21 protein-coding genes are annotated in these 23,004 nt (G+C 63.4%); 6 read left to right on the top strand and 15 right to left on the bottom strand.

The features are described 5' to 3' along the window. The first annotated feature begins 71 nt into the window (after positions 1–71). The 4 genes from FFI89_RS06540 (at position 72) to FFI89_RS06525 (ending at position 4,474) form a co-directional block, all read left to right on the top strand. A complete protein-coding gene (locus FFI89_RS06540) occupies positions 72–1,115 on the top strand; it encodes a C-terminal binding protein (protein ID WP_138833984.1) in 1,044 nt (347 codons plus the stop codon). A 72-nt stretch (positions 1,116–1,187) separates the two neighbouring features. Then, positions 1,188–2,522: an ABC transporter substrate-binding protein gene (locus tag FFI89_RS06535; RefSeq protein WP_138833982.1), complete on the top strand. Its 1,335-nt coding sequence runs from the start codon at positions 1,188–1,190 to the stop codon at positions 2,520–2,522. Positions 2,523–2,631: 109 nt separating this feature from the next. Then, positions 2,632–3,588, top strand: coding sequence for a carbohydrate ABC transporter permease (locus FFI89_RS06530; RefSeq protein WP_138833980.1), 957 nt, complete (start codon positions 2,632–2,634; stop codon positions 3,586–3,588). Next, positions 3,581–4,474 carry a carbohydrate ABC transporter permease gene (locus tag FFI89_RS06525; protein ID WP_138833978.1) on the top strand — a complete coding sequence of 298 codons (894 nt, stop codon included), beginning with the start codon at positions 3,581–3,583 and terminating at the stop codon, positions 4,472–4,474. The genes FFI89_RS06530 and FFI89_RS06525 overlap by 8 nt, the downstream gene beginning before the upstream one ends. A gap of 94 nt (positions 4,475–4,568) precedes the next feature. Here the strand turns inward: FFI89_RS06525 and FFI89_RS06520 are convergent, their stop codons facing one another. Together FFI89_RS06520 and FFI89_RS06515 are read right to left on the bottom strand one after the other, a co-directional pair. After that, positions 4,569–6,218 (bottom strand): mucoidy inhibitor MuiA family protein, encoded by a 1,650-nt coding sequence (locus FFI89_RS06520; protein ID WP_138833976.1) that lies wholly within the window; start codon positions 6,216–6,218, stop codon positions 4,569–4,571. A gap of 141 nt (positions 6,219–6,359) precedes the next feature. Continuing rightward, on the bottom strand, positions 6,360–7,004 hold the full coding sequence (locus tag FFI89_RS06515; protein WP_138833974.1) for a response regulator transcription factor: 645 nt from the start codon (positions 7,002–7,004) through the stop codon (positions 6,360–6,362). Positions 7,005–7,227: 223 nt separating this feature from the next. Here FFI89_RS06515 and FFI89_RS06510 point away from each other — a divergent pair, with 223 nt between their 5' ends. Then, positions 7,228–8,247 carry an AraC family transcriptional regulator gene (locus tag FFI89_RS06510; RefSeq protein WP_138833972.1) on the top strand — a complete coding sequence of 340 codons (1,020 nt, stop codon included), beginning with the start codon at positions 7,228–7,230 and terminating at the stop codon, positions 8,245–8,247. A 13-nt stretch (positions 8,248–8,260) separates the two neighbouring features. On the opposite strand, the gene FFI89_RS06505 is transcribed toward FFI89_RS06510, so the two are convergent. The 11 genes from FFI89_RS06505 to FFI89_RS06460 all read right to left on the bottom strand — a co-directional run bounded on the left by FFI89_RS06505 (position 8,261) and on the right by FFI89_RS06460 (position 20,354). After that, positions 8,261–10,234, bottom strand: coding sequence for a methyl-accepting chemotaxis protein (locus FFI89_RS06505; protein ID WP_138833970.1), 1,974 nt, complete (start codon positions 10,232–10,234; stop codon positions 8,261–8,263). A gap of 264 nt (positions 10,235–10,498) precedes the next feature. After that, positions 10,499–12,088: a phosphoglycerate dehydrogenase gene (gene serA / locus FFI89_RS06500; RefSeq protein ID WP_138833969.1), complete on the bottom strand. Its 1,590-nt coding sequence runs from the start codon at positions 12,086–12,088 to the stop codon at positions 10,499–10,501. A 217-nt stretch (positions 12,089–12,305) separates the two neighbouring features. Beyond that, positions 12,306–13,478 carry a phosphoserine transaminase gene (locus FFI89_RS06495; protein WP_138833967.1) on the bottom strand — a complete coding sequence of 391 codons (1,173 nt, stop codon included), beginning with the start codon at positions 13,476–13,478 and terminating at the stop codon, positions 12,306–12,308. Between the two features lie 79 nt (positions 13,479–13,557). Continuing rightward, positions 13,558–13,734: a hypothetical protein gene (locus tag FFI89_RS34250; RefSeq protein ID WP_168212804.1), complete on the bottom strand. Its 177-nt coding sequence runs from the start codon at positions 13,732–13,734 to the stop codon at positions 13,558–13,560. A gap of 66 nt (positions 13,735–13,800) precedes the next feature. Further along, complete coding sequence (locus FFI89_RS06490; protein ID WP_138833965.1) at positions 13,801–14,271, bottom strand: GNAT family N-acetyltransferase; 471 nt, start codon at positions 14,269–14,271, stop codon at positions 13,801–13,803. A gap of 20 nt (positions 14,272–14,291) precedes the next feature. After that, entirely contained in the window at positions 14,292–14,882 is a 591-nt protein-coding gene (locus tag FFI89_RS06485) for a glutathione S-transferase family protein (RefSeq protein ID WP_138833964.1), read from the bottom strand. A 78-nt stretch (positions 14,883–14,960) separates the two neighbouring features. After that, positions 14,961–15,785, bottom strand: a complete 825-nt coding sequence (locus FFI89_RS06480; protein WP_210249076.1) for an outer membrane protein — start codon at positions 15,783–15,785, stop codon at positions 14,961–14,963. Positions 15,786–15,998: 213 nt separating this feature from the next. Further along, positions 15,999–16,820: an outer membrane protein gene (locus FFI89_RS06475; protein ID WP_138833962.1), complete on the bottom strand. Its 822-nt coding sequence runs from the start codon at positions 16,818–16,820 to the stop codon at positions 15,999–16,001. A 289-nt stretch (positions 16,821–17,109) separates the two neighbouring features. Then, positions 17,110–18,369 (bottom strand): MFS transporter, encoded by a 1,260-nt coding sequence (locus FFI89_RS06470; protein ID WP_138833960.1) that lies wholly within the window; start codon positions 18,367–18,369, stop codon positions 17,110–17,112. 232 nt (positions 18,370–18,601) lie between these two features. Further along, entirely contained in the window at positions 18,602–19,948 is a 1,347-nt protein-coding gene (gene glmM, locus FFI89_RS06465; RefSeq protein ID WP_138836134.1) for a phosphoglucosamine mutase, read from the bottom strand. Positions 19,949–20,174: 226 nt separating this feature from the next. Then, positions 20,175–20,354 (bottom strand): hypothetical protein, encoded by a 180-nt coding sequence (locus FFI89_RS06460; RefSeq protein WP_138833959.1) that lies wholly within the window; start codon positions 20,352–20,354, stop codon positions 20,175–20,177. Positions 20,355–20,454: 100 nt separating this feature from the next. Between FFI89_RS06460 and FFI89_RS06455 the strand changes: the two genes are divergently transcribed. Further along, complete coding sequence (locus tag FFI89_RS06455) at positions 20,455–21,591, top strand: alpha-hydroxy acid oxidase (protein ID WP_138833957.1); 1,137 nt, start codon at positions 20,455–20,457, stop codon at positions 21,589–21,591. Between the two features lie 133 nt (positions 21,592–21,724). Here FFI89_RS06455 and FFI89_RS06445 read toward each other — a convergent pair whose 3' ends face one another. Both FFI89_RS06445 and FFI89_RS06440 read right to left on the bottom strand, forming a co-directional pair. Then, positions 21,725–22,339 (bottom strand): hypothetical protein, encoded by a 615-nt coding sequence (locus FFI89_RS06445; protein ID WP_138833955.1) that lies wholly within the window; start codon positions 22,337–22,339, stop codon positions 21,725–21,727. 69 nt (positions 22,340–22,408) lie between these two features. Next, positions 22,409–22,987 carry a hypothetical protein gene (locus FFI89_RS06440; RefSeq protein ID WP_168213145.1) on the bottom strand — a complete coding sequence of 193 codons (579 nt, stop codon included), beginning with the start codon at positions 22,985–22,987 and terminating at the stop codon, positions 22,409–22,411. Positions 22,988–23,004: the final 17 nt, after the last annotated feature.

Below are 23,004 nucleotides of genomic sequence, written 5' to 3'. Positions count from 1 at the left end.
AAAGATGAAGACGGCGCCGCTTCGTCGCCGCCACAACCAACACCGAAGAGTCAAATCGGGGGGACCAGGAAATGCCGAAATTCAGGATATTGACGCCGAAGGGTGCGAGCTTCACCGTTGCCGGCAGCAATTACGATTATGAAAAGGAGGCGCTCGATCCGATCGGCGCCGAAATCATCGAGGCGCCCGCCAATGAAGCGGAGTTCATTGCCGCCGCCAAAACCGCCGACGCCATCTACGCCAAGGGCATGCCGATCACCAAGACGGTGATCGACGCCCTGGAAAACTGCAAGGTCATCACGCTCGGCAGCGTCGGTGTCGACAGTGTCGACGTCAAGGCCGCGACCGCCCGCGGCATCCCCGTCACCAACATCCCCGATACCTTCATCGAGGAAGTGGCCGATCACGCCATGATGCTGCTGCTTGCGGGCTTCCGTCGGCTGGTCGAGCAGGACAAGATGGTGCGTAGCGGCCGCTGGGCCGAGGGCCGCCCGGCACTGCTGAAGATCCCGCGGCTGATGGGCCAGACGCTCGGCTTCATTTCGTTCGGCCGGGTGGCACGTGCGGTGGCCAAGCGCGCCGCTCCGTTCGGCCTGCGGATGATGGCCTACGACCCCTTCATCCAGGAAACCCTGATTTCCGACCACGGCGTGATCCCGGCGACGCTGTCGGAGGTGCTGTCGCAGTCCGACTTCCTGTCGATGCACGCGCCGGCCCGGCCCGAGGTGCACCACATGCTCGGCGAGAAGCACTTCAGGCAAATGAAGAAGAGCGCGATCTTCATCAACACCGGCCGCGGCGCCACCGTGGACGAGGAAGCGCTGATCAAGGCGCTGCAGGAAGGCTGGATCTCGCATGCCGCGCTCGACGTGCTGGAGAAGGAACCGCCGTCGCACAACAATCCGATGCTGGGCATGGAAAACGTCACGCTGACCGCCCATGTCGCCTCGGCCTCGGCACGTTTCGACGAGGCGCGCAAGCGCCGCGTGGGCTACGAATTGTCACTGGTCCTGCAGGGAATGTGGCCGGTAAGCTGCGTCAATCCGTCGGTGCTGCAGAACACCGCGCTCCGCCGCTGGCAACCCGTCAGCATGGATCGCGGGCCCAACAGCTAAGACCACGAATTCTCAAACGGAAGCGTTCACCGGCGATTCAACGCCGGGAACCAGACAAACAGGGAGAATACCATGAAGAACGACATCACCCGTCGCGATGCGCTCGTGTTGGGCGTTTCCGCCGCCGCCCTCGCGGCCACCGGCACGTCGGCACGCGCGGAAATCAAGGTCGCCGACGTTCCCGCCCCCGCGCTCCCGATCGAAAAGGGCGCGACCTTACGCATGCTGCGCCCGGTCCGGTTCGTTCCGGCCGACGAAGAAGTGTTCCGCGCCAACGCCGCGAACTTCACCGCCAAGACCGGCGTCGAGGTCAAGGTCGACTTCGTCGGCTGGGAAGACATCAACCAGCAGACCGCGGTGACCTCGAACTCCGGCGCGGGCCCGGACATCATCATCGGCTTTGGCGACGCGCCGCACATCTATGTCGACAAGCTGGTCGAACTCACCGACGTCGCCGACTACATCGGCAAGCGCTACGGCGGCTGGCTGGCGCTGGCCAAGAAGTACGGCATGAAGGGCAAGAGCAACGCCTGGATCGGCTTGCCGTTCGGCGCCAGCGGCGGACCTCTGGTCTACCGCAAGTCGATTCTGAAATCGGTCGGCTTCGACCGCGTGCCGGAAGACCACGCCGGCTTCCTCGACCTCTGCAAGAAGCTGCAGGCGGCCGGCAAGCCGGCGGGCTTCGCGCTCGGCAATGCCGTCGGCGACGGCAACGGCTTTGCCAGCTGGCTGTTGTGGTCGCACAACGCTTCCCTGCTGGACGAGGAAGGCAATGTCATCATCAACAGCAAGGAAACCATCGCGGCGCTGAAGTACCTCAAGGAGCTCTATCCGACCTTCATCGCCGGCACGCCGTCCTGGAACGACGTCAGCAACAACCGCGCCTACTCCTCCGGCGAAATCGCGCTGACCGCGAACGGCGTCTCGCTGTATTTCTCGCTGAAGAAGGATCCGGCCACGGCCGCGATCGCCGAGGATACCGAACATCAATTGCTGATCAAGGGACTGGCACCGGTCTCGCCGATGTCGGGACTGACGCTGAACGCCATGGTGTTCAAACACAGCCCGTATCCCAACGCCGCGAAAGCCTTCCTGCAGTTCATGCTGGAGAAGGAGCAGTACGAGCCCTGGCTCAATGCCAACAGCGGCTACTGGGCGCAGCCGCTGGCGGCTTACGCCGATGCCGCGGTGTGGTCCGGCGATCCGAAGGTCGCGATCTTCAAGGATACCATGAAGAGCAACTACTATAACGGCTACAAGGGTCCGATCTCGACCGCCACCGGCGCCGTCAACGCCGACTACGTGCTGGTGCAGATGTGCGCATCCGTCGCCACCGACGCCGCGACGCCGGAAGCCGCCGCAGCCGAAGCGGAACGGCGCGCGAAGCGGTATTTCCGCCGGTCGTAGCGCTTCCGTCATTCCGGGGCGATGCGAAGCATCGAACCCGGAATCTCGAGATTCCGGGTTCGCGCTAACGCGCGCCCCGGAATGACTGCTTACCGAGGACGAACATCCCATGTCCGTGACCACACTCCCCTCGCGGCGAACCCTACAGCGGCAGCCGGGCTGGCTGGTGCGGCTGTTCGACTACAAGCCGTTCCTGATCACGGTCTGCCTCGCGCCCGCGATCGGCCTGCTCGCGGTGTTCCTGACCTATCCGCTCGGCCTCGGGGTCTGGCTCGCCTTCACCGACACCACGATCGGCCGGCGCGGCGTGTTCGTCGGCTTCGAGAACTTCCAGTATCTGCTGAGCGATCCCCTGTGGTGGAACGCGGTGTTCTACAGCATCGTCTATACGGGTATCGCAACCTTCGGAAAATTTGCGCTCGGCTTCTGGCTGGCGTTGCTGTTGAACAACCACTTCCCGTTCAAGAGCCTGCTGCGCGCCATCGTGCTGCTGCCCTGGATCGTGCCGACCGTGCTGTCGGCACTGGCGTTCTGGTGGATCTACGATCCGCAGTTCTCGATCATCTCCTATCTGCTAGTCGACGTGCTGCACATCCGCACCCATAATATCGACTTCCTCGGCACGCCCTGGCCGGCGCGGTTCTCGCTGATCGCCGCCAATATCTGGCGCGGCATTCCGTTCGTGGCGATCTCGCTGCTGGCAGGCCTGCAGACCATTTCGCCGTCGCTGTATGAAGCCGCCATGCTCGACGGCGCCACCGCGTGGCAGCGCTTCCGCTACATCACTTTTCCGATGATGCTGCCGATTCTGGCGATCGTGATGACGTTCTCGATCATCTTCACCTTTACCGACTTCCAGCTGGTCTACGCCATCACCCGCGGCGGGCCGGTCAACTCGACGCATCTGCTGGCAACGCTGGCTTTCCAGCGCGGCATCGCCGGCGGCGAACTTGGCGAGGGGGCGGCGATCGCGGTCTCGATGATCCCGTTCCTGGTGTTCGCGACCTTGTTCAGTTACTTCGGCCTTGCCCGCCGCAAATGGCAGCAGGGAGAGAGCAATGACTGACGCGGTCGCACAATCCAACGTCGCCAGCGCCACGCCGGACACCATGGCGTGGGATTCGCGGGCGCGGCGGGTGATGATGATCTACCTGCCGCTGTCCTGCTTCGTGCTGATCCTGCTGTTTCCGTTCTACTGGATGGCGATCACCTCGTTCAAACCGAACGCCGAGCTGCTCAACTACAAGGAACACAACCCGTTCTGGATCACCTCGCCGACTATCGACCACATCCGGCACCTGCTGTTCAACACCGCCTATCCGCGCTGGCTGAAGACCACGATGTTCGTGGCGGTCGGATCGACCTTCCTGTCGCTGTTCGCTTCCACGCTCGCGGCCTACGCGATCGAGCGGCTGCGCTTCCGCGGCAGCCCCTATGTCGGCCTCGGAATCTATCTCGCTTACCTGGTGCCGCCGTCGATCCTGTTCATTCCGCTCGCCACCGTCGTGGTGCAGTTCGGCCTGTTCGACAGTCCGCTGGCGCTGATCCTGGTCTACCCGACCTTCCTGGTGCCGTTCTGCACGTGGCTGTTGATCGGCTATTTCAAGTCGATCCCGTACGAGCTCGAGGAATGCGCGCTGGTCGACGGCGCCACCCGCCTGCAGATCCTGTGGCGGATCACGCTGCCGCTGGCGGTGCCGGGCCTGATCTCGGCCGGCATCTTCTCCTTCACGCTTTCGTGGAACGAGTTCATCTACGCGCTGGCCTTCATCCAGAGCAGCGCCAACAAGACTGTCCCCGTTGCGATCCTGACTGAGCTCGTCTCCGGCGACGTCTATCAGTGGGGCGCGCTGATGGCGGGTTCGCTGCTCGGCTCGTTGCCGGTCGCGGTGTTCTACTCGCTGTTCGTCGACTACTACGTCTCGTCGCTGACCGGGGCGGTGAAGGAATAGCGCGGTGCGCTTCACCTCTCCCCGCTTGCGGCAAAGAGCGGGGAGAGGGAGTCGAGGCACCCGGACCGCGCGAATGCGCGAGAGCGCCCCGACTTCAGCCCGACGGAATCATCACGACGCCCTTGTCCTTGGGCCAGCGCACCCGCCACGCGAAGGCGATGTCCCTGACTTCGCCGGGCTTGGCGTCATAGGCCCATTCCAGCACGCCACGCTTGTCGTGCAGATTGGTCGCGGTCGGCGGCGTGGTGGCGGGCAGCATTTCGACCTGGATTTCCTCGTTCTCGCTGACCGGCAACTGGTCCTCGATCGCAATTTTGATCGGGAAGTCATGGCCGTTGCGCACCGTGGTCTTGAACGAGCGCTCGTCGGTCTTCGACGTCGTCACGATCAGTCCGGCCGAGCCCTCGTTGCGTTTGACGACGGCGCGCTCGATCTTGATCTTGTCATCGGCGCCGAAACCGAGCCGCACCGTCTCGTCCTTGCTGGCAGCGGCCATCTGGCCGCGGCCGACGAAGCTGCCGTCGCGATAGATCGAGACCCGGCCCGGCAGCAGCGGCGCGTCCTCGTTCTGCTTGAAGCTGGCTTCGAGGAAGGCGGTCGGATCCTTCACCGGCACGGCGCGTACCGCCAGATCGGGCGCCAGGGTCGCGCTCGAGACGCGCAGGCTCTTGGCGCCTTCGCTGGCACCGAGGCTGACGCGACCGGGAATCTTGAACATCACCTGGAAGCCACTGACATCGGCGGTCGCCTGCTGCTCGTCGGCGCGTTCGGGAGACGGTTCCGCCAGCTTGGCGAGCCCGCCACGCGCACGCTGGCTGTCGGAGGCCATGGGGGCCGGCATCGGGCGCGGCGGCTGCGGATACTGCACGATCAGCGAGTTCAGATCCGGCGCGTTGCCGCCACGCGTGGTGCGCACGGTCGAGACCGACAGCGCGACATTGGACCAGTCCTCGCCCGTGCTCTGGGTGATTTCGGCACGGCGCACCAGTTCAAGCACGGGCTTGCGGTCTTCGGTGCCGGTGTCGAGCCGCGCATCATAGAGCGGCGTCCAGCGCGCGTTGCGCACCGCATAGGTCACCCGCAGCGTCGCCTTGGTGGCGGCCGATGCCGCCAGATCGATCCGGACCTCGAGCTTGTTCGGCGGTTTCTGCGCGCGGTCCTGTTCGAGCTGCGCGATTTGCCGGTCGAGCTCGCGCTGCTTGCGCTCGGCGTCGCGGATCGCGGTATCGGCGGAGGCCACTTCCTCGCCGACCGCAGCAAAGGCGGCGCGCCATTCCGAAATCGGCCGCGCCTCGCCCTTGTCGCCAATGCCGGCCGGAGAGCTTTCCGCAAAACGCTCGGCGAACTTACGCCGCGCAGTGGCCGCATCGACCATGCCCTGCAGGTTCGCGCGCTCGTCCTTCAGCGCCTCGATCCGCTTGTCGAGTTCGGGCAGATTGACCGGGGGTGCGGCGCGCGGCGGCCGGGCGTCGATCGCGCCGATGGTGAGTTTCGCGCCCGCCGCGCCCTCGACCCGCAGCGAGGACGGATCCAGCGCCAGCGGAAAATCTTTCAAAACCGCCGAATTGTCACCGGCCGGGAGATCGAGCGTGATGATACGCGTGATACTGGCGCCGTCGGGATAGACGGTGACGGCATCGACCGCCGAACTGGCGTCGAGGTCGGCCGCCTGCGCCGGCGCGGCGGCCAGTGCCGTCAACACCACAAGGCTGGTCGTAACAAGACTATTGGCAAGCAATCGCATGGATTCTCTCCTTATCCGTCGTTAAGACGGCGGCGCGCAAAACGCTCATCACCCCTGGTGATGAGACGCGGCGACAGAGAAACCGGTTCGATTGGGGTTTCCATATGGCTCGTCGGCGGCAGGACCGCGGCGAGGGCCCTGTCAGGGATGGCGATCCTGATAGCGGCCGTGGCTAAACACACGGCGGAGCAGTTCGGCCGCGGTACGGGCGCCGACCTTGCGCATGATGCCGGCCCGATAACCTTCGACCGTCCGTACGCTCAGGCCGAGATAGCGCGCAATTTCCTTGTTGGTTTCGCCGATCGCAAGCCGCGCCAACACCTCGCGCTCGCGCACGGTCAGCGGCACGGAGCCGGGAACGCTGAGCGACATCTTCGAAATCGTGTCGTCGGTCGCAGACTCCGAAAATTCGCCCAGCGCCGCTTCGATCCGAACCACGATGTCGCCGCCATGAATCGGCTTGACGATGAAATCGGCGGCCCCGTTGCGGATGGCATCGACCGCCATCGGGATCACGCTTTCGGCGGATGTGACAAAGATCGGTGCGGGGCAGTTTTCCGCGCGCAGCTTCTTGAGAACGTCGAACCCGGACCGGTCCGACATGCCGACCTCGACGAATACGCAGACCGGCGTGTGGGTCTTCGCATAGGCCAGCAGCGACGGGCCGTCGGCGAAGCTGATGACGTCGTAGCCTCGTAACTGCAGCGTCTTCGACAACGTTTCCCGCGTTGCCGCGTCGTTATCGATGACGAACACCTCACCCCTGGACGTCGCATTCCACGGCATAGCTGCCCCCGGCAACAGATTTGGTCGATATGGCTTTGGGTGATCGCAGGCTTGATCGAACTGAAATTGATCGATCCATCTGTGCCGCGATCGCGCGCACCCGGAGCTCGCGCGCTCCGTACTCTCAGTATCTGGATCACGTATTTATACCGGAACGTGTTCCGGCGTTTGACCAATGGGGACAGATATTTTACATTTCGGGACACTCCTTGAGATTTAAAGCATGACCGACCTGATACGCAGCGCCAGCCTGACGCATTACGCGGAAGTTGCCCGATCGGTGGGCATCGACCCGAAGGCGCTGCTGAAACAGGCACGGCTTCCGCTGCACTGCCTGGAGCGCCCGGACCTGCGCGTCGCGGTCGCGGGTGTCCGCCGGCTGCTGGAAGCCTCCGCCGAGACCTCCGGGGTCGAGGAATTCGGCCTGCGGCTGGCCGAGTATGGCGGCTTCTCTACCCTCGGCCCGGTGGCGCTGGTGGTTCGCGAGCAGGCCACCGTTGGCGCGGCGATCGAAATGCTGGCGCGCTACATCCAGCTTCAAAACGAGGCGATGCGGCTGGAAATCGACCGGCGCGACGATCTGGTCATAATCGCGATGCATCTTCGCGGCGGCCGGCAGCGCGCCACGCGGCAGTCGACGGAACTGGCGCTGGGCCGGATCCACCGGCTGATCGCTTCGCTATTTCCAGAAGACTGGCGGCCGCTGGAAATTCATCTGGCGCATTCGCCGCCACGCCGCCGCAGCTATCACCGCAAGTTCTTCGGCTGCGACGTCACGTTCAATTCCGAGTTCGATGCCATCATCCTTCATGCGCGAGACATGAACCGGGCGATACCGACGGCGCATCCGATGCTGGCGAGCTATGTCGAGAACCGGGTCAAGGAAATCGGTGGGCGCCCGGAAGACTGGGCGGGCAAGGTGCGCGAACTGATGCGCGCGCTGCTGCCGGGTGCCGATTGCGCGATCGAGACCGTCGCCGAGCATCTGGGCTGTGATCGCCGCACCGTCCACCGCCGGCTGCTGGAATGCAGCACGAGCTTTTCCGCGATCCTGGACGAAGAGCGTGCCGACATGGTGATGCGGTTGATCGAGGACGGCAACCGGCCGCTGAAGGAGATCGCCGGCATGCTGGGCTTTTCGGCGCAGAGCGTGCTGGCGCGCTGGTTTCGCGGCAAGTTCGGCTGCAGCATCACCGAATGGCGCACCGGCCGTCAGCGGGCGGTATCGGCCGCCCGCTGGTAGTTCGCGCGCGGGTTCAGGCCGCGCGCACCGTGTTCAGGAACTTGCCGACCTCGAGCTTGAGGCGGTTGCTGTCACCCGACAGCGACTGCGCGGCCGAGAGCACCTGCGCCGAGGCCGAACCGGTCTCGGTCGCGCCCTGCTTGACGTCGGAAATATGCGCGCTGACCTGGGTCGTGCCTATCGCCGCCTGCTGCACATTGCGCGAGATTTCCTGCGTGGCGGCGCCCTGCTCTTCCACCGCGGCCGCAATGGTCGACGAGATTTCCGACAGTCTCCCGATCGTGCCGCTGATCTCCTTGATGGCGTTGACGGAGTCCTGGGTGGCTGACTGGATGTCGGCGATCTGGCGGCCGATATCGCCGGTCGCCTTGGCGGTCTGCTCGGCCAGCGCCTTGACTTCGGAAGCCACCACCGCAAATCCGCGGCCGGCCTCACCGGCACGCGCCGCCTCGATCGTCGCATTGAGGGCCAGAAGGTTGGTCTGCCCCGCGATGGTGTTGATGAGTTCGACGACGTCGCCGATCCGTGCCGCCGCTTGCGACAACTCGCTGACCCGATTGTTGGTCTGCTGCGCCTGATCGACGGCCTCGTTGGCCATCCGGGCCGATTCCTGCACCTGGCGGCTGATCTCGTTGACTGAGGAGGATAGTTCCTCGGTCGCCGACGCCACCGACTGCACGTTGGTCGAAGCTTCCTCCGAAGCCGCCGCCACCATGGTAGAGAGTTCCTGCGAGCGCGCCGCGGTCGATGTCAGCGCATCCGCCGAGGCTTCCAATTCGGTGGAAGCGGAGGACACCGTCTCGACGATCTCGCCGACCGCGCCCTCGAAGGCGTCCGCCATCTTGATCATGTCGGCCTTGCGCTGCTGCGCTACGATCTGGTCCTGCCGGATCTTTTCTTCGGCTTCGTCGCGGGCCTTCTGCTCGGCATTGACCTTGAAGGTTTCGACCGCCTGCGCGATCTCGCCGATCTCGTCGGGGCGGCCGAGACCCGGCAGCACGATGGCGAAATTACCCCTTGCCAACTCCATCATCGCCGCCGTCATCGCTGCCAGCGGCTTCGACACCGAGCGGCCGATGAACAGCCCTGCCCCCAGCACCGAGGCCGCGATCAGCAGAATGGCGACTTCCATCCACCACTGGATGCTGTCACGTTCCGCAACGTTCAGCCGGTCGGCCTCGGCGCGGATGTCATTGACCGACTTTGACACGGCCTCGATCACCGGCTCGATCGCCGAAAAAGCATCCGACATCGACTTGAGTTCGACCGCCAGCTTCAGCGCCTGCGCCATCCAGGCCTGGAAGTCGCGCTGATAGTCGGCGAGCTTCTGCTTCAGCTCGGTCTTTGCGGCTTCCGGAATGCCGGCATTGTCGACGCCCGCGAGAAATTCGGCATTTCGCTTCTTCATGTCGTCGCCATATTTAGCGTCGCGCCGCAGCATGAAGTCCTTCTCGTGACGGCGCATCGTCAGCATGGTGATCACGAGCGATTGCTCGTGCAGCGCTTCGACCCGCGATTCGATATCGTGGACCGAACTGCGCAGCCGTCCCTCGAGGCCTGATTTTTCGTCGAGGCCCAGCTCGCGCTTCTGCTCGACGACGGCGACGAAATTCGCCTGGTACTTTTTCAGCGATGCCTGCATCGCCTCGATATGACGGGCGAGATCCGGCTTGCCGATCGCTACGACCTTGTTGCGCAGCGTATCGATGTCGCCGGCAACGGCCTTGCCGATCTCGATCTGGTTGTCGGCCTTTTTCGCATCGTTGCGCAGCAGAAAATCTTTTTCGGCCCGCCGGCCTTCCAGCAGCTCGACCTCGATTCTGCGGTTCAATTCGGCGATGGTGCGCGCGTTCTCGGCGGCGGCGCGATAGACCGCGATGGCGTTCTCGCCATAGAGATGCATGCCGCCGATCAGGACGACGCCGACCACGCCGATGACGCCGATCGCCGTAATCTTGTGAGTAAGACGCAATGAAAGAGACCGCATGCTGATCTCCTGAGGAGGTCGGTTCAAAGGGAAAACCTGCTCCTTCGGCTCTAGCGTGCCGTCCCGCAATTTTTAGTAAAATTGCAGGTCCGTAGGATTACGTATCGCCGCTGTAATTTTGGGCAGCTGCAGCGGCTTCGAACGAAGCATGCGGCCCTGATCCGGTGGTGGACGCCGGTTCGCGGAAGCAGGAAGCGGCTGATCCGTCCCGGACAGGACAGACCAGCCGCCTAAAACCACGTTGGCCGGGAAGGTCAGCGCCTTTTAAAACGTCAGTGCCTTGGCCTGCTTGACCTGCGGCAGCGCCTGCACCTTGCTAAGCACTTCAGCGGGCACAGCGCCGTCGACCTCGACCAGCGCGATGGCGTCAGCGCCCTGCTTGACGCGGCCGAGATGGAAGGTCGCAATGTTGAGCTTGGCGTCGCCGAGCAGGCTCGCGAAAGCACCGATGAAGCCCGGCTTGTCCTCGTTGGTGACGTAGATCATCGACTTGCCGAATTCGGCGTCGATGCGGATGCCCTTGATGTCGACCAGCCGCGGCTTACCGTCGTGATAGACGGTGCCCGATACCGAACGCTCCTGCCGCTCGGTAGAGACGGTCACCGTGATCAGGCTCTCGTAGTCGCTATGCGCCGCGCGCACGATCTCGTCGACCACCATGCCGCGCTCCTTGGCGACAACCGGCGCCGAGACCACGTTGACCTCGCCCAGCATCGGCCGCAGCAGGCCCGACAGCACCGCCGAAGTGATCGCCTTGATCTTCATTTCGGCGACCTGGCCCTCATAGGTGATCTGCACCTTGGCGATGCCGGTCTCGGTAAGCTGGCCCGCGAACGAGCCGAGCTTCTCGGCCAGCTCGATGAACGGCTTCAGCTTCGGCGCCTCTTCCGCCGTGATCGACGGGAAGTTCACCGCGTTCGAGATCGCACCGGTCAAGAGATAGTCCGACATCTGCTCGGCGACCTGCAGGGCGACGTTCTCCTGCGCTTCCGTGGTGGCGGCGCCGAGATGCGGCGTGCAGATCACGTTGGGATGGCCGAACAGCACGTTCTCGGTGGCCGGCTCCTCGACGAACACGTCGAAGGCCGCGCCCGCGACATGCTTGGAGTTCAGGGCGTCGACCAGCGCCTGCTCGTCGACCAGGCCGCCGCGGGCGCAATTGATGATACGCACGCCCTGCTTCATTTTGGCAATCGCCGCCGCGTCGATGATGTTCCTGGTCTTCTCGGTCAGCGGCGTGTGCAGCGTGATGAAATCCGCGCGCTTGAGCAGCTCGTCGAGCTCGACCTTCTCGACGCCGATGTCCTTGGCGCGCTCCGGCGACAGGAACGGATCGAACGCGATCACCTTCATGCGCAGGCCAAGCGCGCGGTCGGCAACGATGGCGCCGATATTGCCGCAACCGATCACGCCCAACGTCTTCGCGGTGATCTCGACGCCCATGAAGCGGTTCTTCTCCCACTTGCCGGCCTGGGTCGAGGCGTCGGCCTGCGGAATTTCACGCGCCAGCGCCAGCATCAGCGTGATCGCGTGTTCGGCGGTCGTGATCGAATTGCCGAACGGCGTATTCATCACGATGATGCCCTTGGCGGTGGCGGCGGGAATTTCGACATTGTCGACACCGATGCCGGCGCGGCCGATCACTTTCAGCTTGGTCGCCTTCTCGATGATCTTGGCAGTCGCTTTCGTCGCCGAACGGATCGCCAGCCCGTCATAGTTGCCGATGATCTCGGCGAGCTTGTCCTTGTCCTTGCCGAGATTGGGCTGGAAGTCGACCTCGATGCCGCGGTCTTTGAAAATCTGGACGGCGGCGGGGGAAAGCGCGTCGGAAATGAGAACCTTGGGCTTTGTCATTTTGTGTTCCTCTACCCTCCCTCGCTGGGGGGGGGTCGGCGCCAAGCGCTCGGATGAAGCTGCGGAGCGAATTCTACTCCCTCTCCCCGTTCTTACGGGGAGAGGGTTGGGGTGAGGGGCAATTGCGGGCGAGGTGCTAAACTGAGGGAGCCCCTCACCCGCCGCGAAGACGCGGCGACCTCTCCCCGTAAAGAACGGGGCGAGGTTGGCAGAGTACTTACGCCGCCTTCGGCAACGCTGCCTTGGTCTCGGCGAACGCCCAGTCGATCCACTGCGTCAGCAGCGCCACGTCAGACGCTTCCACGGTGGCGCCGCACCAGATCCGCAGGCCCGCGGGCGCATCGCGGTAATAGGCGAAGTCGTAACCGGCGCCTTCCTTCTCCACCAGCGCGACCAGCTTCTTCGAAAAGTCGGCCTGTGCGTCTGCGGTCAGCGAGGTGATCGCGGGATCGACGATCTTCAGGCACACCGAGGTGTTGGAGCGGATCAATGCGTCCTTGGCCAGGAAGTCGATCCACGGCGTCTTCGCTTTCCAGTCGGCGAGTGCCTTGGTGTTGGCATCGGCGCGCGCGATCAGGGCCTTGAGGCCGCCGATCGATTTCGCCCAGTTCAGCGCGTCGAGATAGTCCTCGACGCACAGCATCGACGGCGTGTTGATGGTTTCGCCCTCGAAAATGCCTTCGTTGAGCTTGCCACCCTTGGTCATGCGGAAGATCTTCGGCAGCGGCCATGCCGGCTTGTAGGTTTCGAGACGTTCGACCGCACGCGGCGACAGGATCAGCATGCCGTGCGCGGCTTCGCCGCCCAGCGCCTTCTGCCAGGAGAACGTAACGACATCGAGCTTCGGCCAGTCGAGCGGTTGCGCAAACGCTGCCGAGGTCGCGTCGCAGATGGTGAGACCTTCGCGCGTCGCGCTGATCCAGTTGGCATCGGGCACCCGCACGCCCGAGGTCGTGCCGTTCCAGGTGAAGACGATGTCGGACGCCGGATCCGCCTTGGAGAGATCGGGGATATCGCCATAGCCGGCATGCAGCTTGGTAACGTCCTTGAGCTTCAATTCCTTGACGATGTCGCTGACCCAGCCTTCGCCGAACGATTCCCAGGCGATGGTGGTGACGGGACGCGCGCCGAGCAGCGACCACAGCGCCATTTCGACCGCGCCGGTATCGGACGCCGGCACGATGCCGATCCTGTAGCCGGCCGGCACTTCAAGCACTTCGCGCGTCAGGTCGATCGCGAGCTTGAGCTTGGCCTTGCCGACCTTCGCGCGATGCGAACGGCCGAGCGCTGCGTCCTTGAGATTTTGGGGGTTCCAGCCGGGGCGCTTGGCGCAGGGGCCGGAAGAAAAATGCGGCACATTGGGCCGCGAGGCGGGCTTCGCTACGGTCATAATCTATCCTTCCAGATAGTAAGCCTCCCGTTGGGGGGAGGTGTCCCGCCGCGGTACATAAGGTAAAGGCGCCCGATCGTCAAGGAACTTGGGTGGGATCGGGAATTGCTCCGAGATCAGGGACGATTGATGTGCCCTCGACCTCAGTGGAGTGCTCCGGCTGCTGCTGCAGCAATTCGGCGGCATCGGCGACCAGCTTGGCGGCCCGCCGCCGGCTGGAAATCTTCAGAACGCTTTTCTCGTCCGCCCGCACCACATAGTCGCTGCCGTCGCGAACGATCGGAGGCGCATCTCAACCCTGCGGATAAGAGCCGTCGGCCTATCAAAATCGGACCGTCATGCCGACATGGCTGCGCGCAAAGCCGAGCCGTTCATAGAACCGCTGCGCATCGATCCGGGTTTGGTGCGTCAGCAACTCGACCAGCTTGCAGCCTTTGCCGCGCGCTTCCGCCACCGCCCATTGCACCAACTGCTCGCCGATGCCGCGGCTGCGGCAATGGCTGGCGACGCGGACATCCTCGATCAGGCCGCGCGAGGCGCCCTGCGAACTCAGCCCCGGCAGGATGCACAATTGAAGACAGCCGACCACAGCGCCCTCGCCGTCCTCGGCGACCACGAGCTGGATGTTCGGATCGCGTTCGACGGCCTCGAACGCCTTGAAATAGGATGCCGGCAGCGGATCCTCGATCCGCTCGCGGGCGCCGCCGAGCGGATCGTCCGCCAGCATGCCGACAATGACGGCGACGTCCTCGCGACGGACGCGGCGGATGGTGACGTTCGAAATGGCAGCCATGGTGCTTTCCAGATGAGATTTCAACGCGCCGGCGGCAGGCCGAGAAATCTCTCGGTCTCGCCGATCCAGCGACGCACGGCAGGATAGAAGCCGAGATCGAAGCCGCCTTCATGCGCCACGCGCGTATAGGCCAACAACGAAACATCGGCGAGCGAGACGGCGTTACCGACCAGAAACGGCGTGATCGCGAGTTGGTGCTCCATCCGCGCCAGCGCAGCGTAGCCGCGCTTGACCTTGTCGGGATCGAGATCAGAGGCCGGCTTGCCTAGATAGAACATGTGGAAGCGGCACACCGCGATATAGGGCTCGTGGCTGTACTGTTCCCAGAACAGCCATTCGTCCATCTTGGCCTGCGCGAAGGCATCGGCGGGAATGAGGTCGCTGCCGCGGGCGAGATGACGGATGATGGCGTTGGATTGTGCCAGCGTCCGGCCGTCGTCGAACGCGACTGTAGGCACCTGGCCGGCGTCGTTGAGCTTGAGAAATTCCGGCGTCCGGGTTTCCTGTTTGAGCGTATCGATCGCCACCCAGACGTAGGGCAACGCGAGGCGATCGCACACCCATTTCACCTTCAGGCAATTGCCTGAATTGATATCGCCGTAGATTTTCATGCTGGCCGTCTCTTGGGAGACGGCAGAGCAGCAGGCGGGAACAGGTCTGTCAACAGCGAGCCGACGGCGGCGGCCGGATTAGAACTTGTAGCCGAGGCCCGCGCGAACGGTATTGATGCTGGTGTCTACCGACGATGTGAACCGGACATATTCCCATTCCGCACGCATGAAGAGGCCGCCGACCAGATTGACGTCGACGCCAAGGCCTGCCGAGTAGCCGTAGACGAGGTGGTTGTGCTGGACATTCGTCGCGGTCAATGTTGCCAGCGGAACGAACGGCCCGGCGATCGTGTTGCTGACGGCGTCACGGACCACGACGCTGCGCGATATGTCGGCATTGCCGAGCGCAATTCCGCCGAACGCATAAGGCAGGAAGCAGCCCCACACATAGGCCGCGCGCGCCCGGAGCGTCGCCATGTCCGAAACCGAAATCGACGCCGATGAATCGACCGCAACGTCGTGGAACAGACCGTCGGTCAATGCGGTGCCGCTCACGAGCTCCCTCGACGCGTGAGCCGTGCCCCCGAACGTGCCGTGCAGATAGCTTCCTTCAAGACCAATGACGACGTCGGTCCATTGCCAGTTGTAACCTACGAATCCGCCATAGCCCGACGAGCGCGACGATTGCTTTCCGAGGCCGAGGTTCCAATTCGAAACCTGCATCTGCTGGATGACGTTGTGGTCAAGCAAGGCCGCGAGCATGTTCGCGTTCGAGCCGGTGAAATTCTCGTCCGACGATCCATAACCCGCCTGGCCGCCGACATAGAAGCCCTGCCAGTTCACATTGCTGGTGGAGAGTCCGTCGGTGACGGCGCCGCGGAGAATCGGCAGATCGGGAAGATCGGCGGCCTGCGCACCCGCCGCAACGCCGCACATCATCGCTGCCAGCAAAATCAAACGCATCACAACGCTCCATCGCACACTCTGAACTCGGCGATGATCATCGCCTGTTAACCTTAACCAATCGTTCTCGTGAGCACCCGATTGGCGCAATCTTGCCGGAAAAGCGGCGGATATTTTCGCGCGACCGACGCAATGCTTCCGCGCGCCGCCAAAAGCAAAACGGCGCGGAAAGATCCCGCGCCGTTTGCAATCGTTAACCGATGAAAGGCCGAATTAACCTTTGCGAATCAGCGGCGGTTGATAGACCGGCTGCGGATTGTCGAAATTCCAGCGCACGCCGAACTTCAGGTCGTTTGACGTAATATCCTTGAACTGCATGGTCCGGCCGCGTGTAAAACCGGTGAAGTCAGTGAGCGCGCCGGTAACGCCGCTTCCGAGATCCACGTAACGGTAGGCGAGTTCGAGCGTGAGGTTCGGGGTGACCTTGTAGGCCAGGCCAGCATGTACCGCCCAGGCGAGATCCCATTTCGAAGCGGTCGGCGCAAAGGCGACGCCTGCGTTCGGTGTGTTGACGTCGAGGAAGTTCGAAATCGTATTCCGCGACGCGCCGACGCCAGCGCCAATGAACGGGGTCACGCACCACCAGGTACCGAGGTCGACATACGCGTTGGCAAGGACCAGCCATTCGGATTTGCTGGCCCGATATTCGTCGGTAAAGCCCGCAACACCGTTGAAGGCGACGATGTCGAGACCATGCATGTTGGCACTGCCGCGATATTCGCCGGTCACATCAGCGCGGAACCAATTATTCACCCGGTAACCGGCGCCGAGACCGAAGATTCCGGCGCTGTCGAAGCCAAGGCCCTGCGTCGAAGCTACGGTGATCCCTGGATCGACAAAGCTCGGGGTAACAGCGCGGACCTTTTGATTGCTGAAGCCGATGTCGCCGCGCAGGTACCAGCCGCCGAAATCCTCGACCACGGGGGGCGGTGCATACATCTGCGGGGGCGGCGCAATCGCCATGTCTGCTGCAAACGCAGCCTGGGACAATAACGTGGCCGCTCCGGCGGCGATGATCAACTTAACGCTACGCATTGGCTTCGTCCTTTGTCCGGTGAGGGCTGACTACGGAGGCCTCACTTCAAAAACTCACGGTCGGACGATGCCATCAAATGCTTAAGCGGCGCTTAACCCTAATTTTTAAGGTTGATAATCTCTGACGATTTCTGAAAGCCCTTTGTTTGCAGCGGAAAACCGATGCAATTGCAGCACGGAAAGTGGGGAAGCCGTCACACATCCTAACGATGTATTGACGGACAACGCGGCGCGGCCGGGCTGGTCAGGATTTGTTAACGCGAGCCGCCACCCGCCACGCTTGAGCGCGTCAGCGCGCGTAGCGCGGCATCTTCGGCAGGAACACCGCGAGCAGCCCGAGCGCCGGCAGGATGGCGCAGACGTGATACACGAACGCGATGCCGGTGTGATCGGCGAGCTTGCCGAGCACCGCAGCACCTAGTCCGCCGATCCCGAAGGCGACGCCGAAGAACACGCCCGAAATCATCCCGAAGCGGTGCGGCATCAGTTCCTGCGCGAATACGATGATCGACGACGTCGCCGACGACAGGATCAGGCCGATGATCACGCTCAGCACGGCCGAACCGAACAGGCCGGCATAGGGCAGCGCCAGCGTGAACGGCAGCGCGCCGAGGATCGAGAACCAGATGATGTATTTGCGGCCATAGCGATCGCCGAGCGGGCCGCCGAAGAAAGCACCGGCCGCGTTGGCGGCAAGGAAGATGAACAGGTAGAGCTGGGCAGCCTGGGTCGAGATTCCGAACTTGTCGATCAGATAGAAGATGTAATAGCTCGACAGGCTGGAGACGTAGAGCTGCTTGGAAAACAGCAGCGCGACCAGCACCACCAGCGCGATCCTGACGCGGCGGGAGTCCGGGGCATCCGGATGGCGTTCGACCACGGCGGATTTTTTGGTGGCGATCTGCGGCTTGTACCAGACCCCGATCCGCCACAGGATCACGATCGCCAGAAATGCGATCGAGGAAAACCAGGCGATGCTGGGCTGGCCGAACGGCACCACGATCAGCGCCGCCAGCACCGGGCCCATTGAGGTTCCGAAGCTGCCGCCGAGCTGAAATATCGACTGCGCGAAACCGTAGCGCCCGCCCGAGGCGAGGCGCGCGATCCGCGCCGATTCCGGATGAAACACCGCCGAGCCCAATCCGACCAGCGAGGCAGCGATCAGGATGATGCCGTAAGTGCCGGCGATGCTGAGCAGCAGCAAGCCGACGAAGGTGAAGCCCATGCCGATCGATAGCGAAAACGGCTGCGCCTTCTTGTCGGTGAAATGCCCGACCAGCGGCTGCAGCAGCGACGCCGTAAACTGGAACGCCAGCGTGATCATGCCGATCTGCCCGTAGTCCAGCGCGTAGGCGTGCTTCAGGATCGGATAGACCGAGGCAATCAGCGACTGCATCGTGTCGTTGAGGAAATGCGAGAAGCTGATTCCGGCCAGCACGATATAGGCCGGTCCCGCCGCGGCCGCCTTGGCCGCCAAACCCGGCGCAACATCCGGCACGAGCACGGGAGCTGCCAGCGCTTCCTCGGAGACGGTGACGGGCTTGTTCAAGCGCGCTTCCCTCAGCTATAGCGTTTTCGAGCGAAGTGGATACCGGTTCGCGTAAAGAAAACGCGTCAAAACAAAAGAGTAGAGCCCGGTTCTGATTCAATCAGAACCGATAAGGCTCTAATTCGCAGATCGCAATGCGCGTTTTCTACGACGGGCGCGCCAGCCCGACCAGCAGCAATCGCCGATGGCTGCGATGCGTCAGGACACGCCGGATATCCAGATATTGCGCGCCTTAGGCTGCCGCGGCGTGACCGAGTGCGTCGCATATCTGGTTGACGACGTCCTCGACCAGGATGCGGTCGTCGCCCTCGCCCATCACCCGGATCACCGGCTCGGTGCCGGAGGAGCGGACCAGCAGGCGGCCGTGGCCGTTGAGGCGCTTTTCGCCGTCGACGATCGCCGATTGCACGCCGGCATGGTCGAGCGGCTTGCCGCTGCGGTAGCGCACATTCTTGAGGATCTGCGGCAGCGGATCGAAGCGGTGGCAGACTTCCGACACCGGGCGGCGAAGCTTTTGCACCACGGCCAGCACCTGCAGCGCGGCGACGAAACCATCGCCGGTGGTGGCATAGTCGGACAGGATGATGTGGCCCGACGGTTCGCCGCCGAGATTGTAGCCCTGCTTCAGCATCTGCTCGAGCACGTAGCGGTCGCCGACCGGCGTGCGCACCATGCCGATACCATGGCCCTCGAGGAAGCGTTCGAGCCCGAGATTGGACATCACGGTGGCGACGATGCCGGGCCTGGCGAGCCGGCCGTCTTCCTTCCAGCTCTGCGCGATCACGGCCAGAAGCTGGTCGCCGTCGACCACATGGCCGCGCTCATCGACCAGGATGACGCGATCGGCGTCGCCGTCGAGCGCGATGCCGATATCGGCGCGCATCTCGCGCACCTTCTTGCTCAGCGCCTCCGGCGACGTCGAGCCGCATTCCTTGTTGATGTTGAATCCGTCCGGATCGACGCCGATCGCGACGACGTCGGCACCCAGCTCCCATAGCGCTTCCGGCACCACCTTGTAGGCAGCGCCGTGGGCGCAATCGATCACGACGCGCAGGCCGTCGAGCGAGAGTTCGCGCGGCAGCGTGCGCTTGGCGAATTCGATGTAGCGGTCGTGGACGCCGTCGATGCGGCGGGCGCGACCGAGGCTGGCGCTCTGCGCCAGATGGCGGTCGATCGGTTCGTCCAGCAACTGCTCGATCTGCTTCTCGACGTCGTCGGACAATTTGAAGCCCTGTGGGCCGAACAGCTTGATGCCGTTGTCCTCGAACAGGTTGTGGGACGCCGAAATCATCACGCCGAGATCGGCGCGCATCGACTTGGTCAGCATCGCCACCGCCGGTGTCGGGATCGGCCCGAGCAGCAGCACGTCCATGCCGACCGAGGTAAAGCCGGCCACCATGGCGTATTCGATCATGTAGCCGGAGAGCCGCGTGTCCTTGCCGATGACGACGCGATGGCGATGGTCGCCGCGCTGAAACACCAGCCCGGCCGCCTGCCCCACCTTGAGCGCGAGTTCCGGCGTGATCAAACCATTGGCGCGGCCCCGAATCCCGTCGGTACCGAAATATTTGCGGCTCATATGACCCCCCAGCATTCCCCAAGATTTCCCGACCGGGGGCTAAACTAGCCATTCCCGGCAGGAATCCCCGAACGCCCATCGTAGCGTGCAGGGGTTATAATCCCTCAGGGGCTAAAAGGACTTCAAAAAATATGATGAATCATTACGGCCAACGGCAGCCAAAGGCAATAGCTAAGCCATTGTCGTAGTGCACCATTTTCCGATTCGGCGGTGCCGCTGCGGGATCTCAGCCACCCCGTTTGACATGGCTGTCGCCCCTCGAGGGCGCCGGCTGGGTCACACTGACCGGGTCGGAGCCCGGAAAAGTCTCTTCCAGCCCCTCCTCCAGGGCCTCGTCCAGCCGGCGCTTCTCGGCCTGTTTTTCGGCGGCGCTGGCAGCTTTGGAAGTGGTACGCGGTGCAGACATGACATCTCCCTCCCGCGGGCTTTGGTCCGCGATTTGGCTGGCGAACCAACCATGCTAGATGACAACACAGCCAAGAAATTCAAGAAGGGCCGGAACGTCCATGAAGCACATTACCTGCATTGAGGATCTGCGCCAGTTGCACCAGCGGCGCGTCCCGAAAGCGTTTTTCGACTATGCGGACCGCGGCTCCTATACCGAGGACACGCTGCGCGCCAACCACGACGACCTGCAGCAGATCAAGTTCCGCCAGCGCATCCTGGTCGACGTGTCGAAACGCGATCTCTCGACCACGATTCTCGGCGAACCCGCCGCGATGCCGCTGATCCTGGCGCCGGTCGGCCTGCTCGGTATGCAGCATGGCGACGGCGAGATTTATGCCTGCCGCGCGGCGCAGGCCGCCGGCATTCCCTTCACCCAGAGCACGATGTCGATCTGCTCGATCGAGGACATCGCGGCTGCCGTCGACAAGCCGTTCTGGTTCCAGCTCTACGTGATGAAGGACCGCGGCTTCATCAAGTCGCTGATCGAGCGTGCGATCGCCGCCAAGTGCTCGGCGCTGGTGCTCACCGTCGACCTGCAGGTGATCGGGCAGCGCCATCAGGACATCAAGAACGGCATGACGGTGCCGCCCGAATGGTCGCTGTCGAAACTACTGGACTTCGCGAGCAAGCCGTCATGGGTCGCCGGCGTGCTGCGCGGCAAGCGCCGCAGCTTCGGAAACATCGTCGGTCACGTCAAAGGCACCGAGGACCTGACCAAGCTGTCGGAGTGGACGGCGTCGCAGTTCGACACCTCGCTGAACTGGAAGGACATCGATTGGATCCGCAGCATCTGGCCGGGCAAGCTGATCCTCAAGGGCATTCTCGACGTCGAGGATGCCGAGATCGCCGCCAAGACCGGTGCGCAGGCGATCGTCGTCTCCAACCACGGCGGCCGTCAGCTCGACGGCGCGCCGTCGTCGATCGAGGTGCTGCCTGAGATCGTCGATGAGGTCGGCTCGCAGGTGGAAATCATGTTCGACGGCGGCATCCGCTCCGGCCAGGACGTGATGCGTGCGCTGGCGCTCGGCGCCAAGTCCTGCATGATCGGCCGCGCCTATGCCTACGGGCTCGGCGCCGGCGGACAGGCCGGCGTCACCAAGGCGCTCGACATCCTCGCCAAGGAACTGATCACCACGATGGGCCTGTGCGGCGTCAACACCATCGCCGAAATCGACGATCACGTGCTTGCGATCTGACGAATGTCATTCCGGGGCGCGCGCAACGCGAACTATGGTGCGCAATTGCGCACCTGAGAATCTCGAGATTCCCCGGTGCGCAATTGCGCATCTAAGGATCGATGCTACGCATCGCCCCGAATGACGCGTCGCCTCACATCGGCGGTGTAATGCCGTCGCGGCCGACATTGACGCGGTTGGCTTCGAGCGTGCCGTCGTCCTTCTTGACCGCACCGAAGATGATGATCTTGGCGCCGGGCTTCAGTTCGGACTTGTCGCCGGCGACGAAGGTGACGATCGGCGTACCCGGCGGCACCAGGACTTTCTTTTCGCCGTCCTTGTACTTGACCAGGATGTTCTGGCCGTCGGTGCCCTTCACGGTCTGGGCGACGGTGGCATTGGTCATGGTCGAGTTCGGGCGCTGATCCCAAGGCCGAAAGCCTTCGGCGGCGCCGCGCTGGTTCTCGGGAAAAATATGCACCGCGACCGCCTTCTGAACGCCGTCCGGTTCCGGAACTGCGGTGACGCCGATGTAGGAACCTTCCTTGATTTCCGACAGGTCGGTCTTGGCAACGCCGAACACCGCCACATTGTCCGTCATCCGCACTTTCATGTCGGTGCCCTCGCGGGACTTGATCGACAGCATGGATCCATCGACGGCCTCGATGGTGCCGCGAATGCGCACGGTTGGCGGCGTTTGCGCCGATGCCGCCGTGGCGACAGCGGAAACAATGGCAAGCGAAGCGATCAACGAGACGAGTTTCGGCATGATGTCCTCCCTGGGCCGTCTGTGCGGCCGATCCTTCGCAAACCCCGGATGGAAGGGCCTATTCCATCGTCACATCGGGGGCGTCAGGCCGTCGCGGCCGACGCTGACGCGGTTGGTCTCGAACGAGCCGTCCGGCAGCTTCTTCATGAAGGCGATCACCTTGGCGCCGGGCTTGAGGTCCGACTTGTCGGCGGGGACGTAGGTGACGACAGGCGTTTCCGCGGGAACCACGACTTTCTTCTCGCCGTCCTTGTACTTGATGTTGAGGGTGTGGCCGTCATTGCCGACCACGGACTGTTCCACCGTCGCATTGGTCATGGTGCTGTTGGGCTTGAGATCGTAGGGCCGCGAGCCCTCGCCGGTGCCGCGCATGTTTTCCGGAAACACATGGACCTCGACCGCATTGTTGCTGCCGTCCGGCCCGGGAACCGTGGTGGTACCGATGAAGGAGCCGACCTTGATGTCGGACAGCGCGATCTTGGTGATGCCGACGATCTTGATGTCGCCGGTCATGTGCAGCTTGACGTCCTCGCCGGCGCGCGACTTGACCGCAAGCACCTCGCCATCGACGGCCTCGATGGTGCCGCGAACCCGTGACGGCGACGGCGGCTGCTGGGCGATCGCATAAATCGTGGAAGCCGCGACCATCACGACGGCGAAAAGCG

It is taken from the genome of Bradyrhizobium sp. KBS0727 (assembly GCF_005937885.2).
Lineage (GTDB): Bacteria > Pseudomonadota > Alphaproteobacteria > Rhizobiales > Xanthobacteraceae > Bradyrhizobium.
This window is presented reverse-complemented; position numbering and strand designations above follow the sequence as displayed.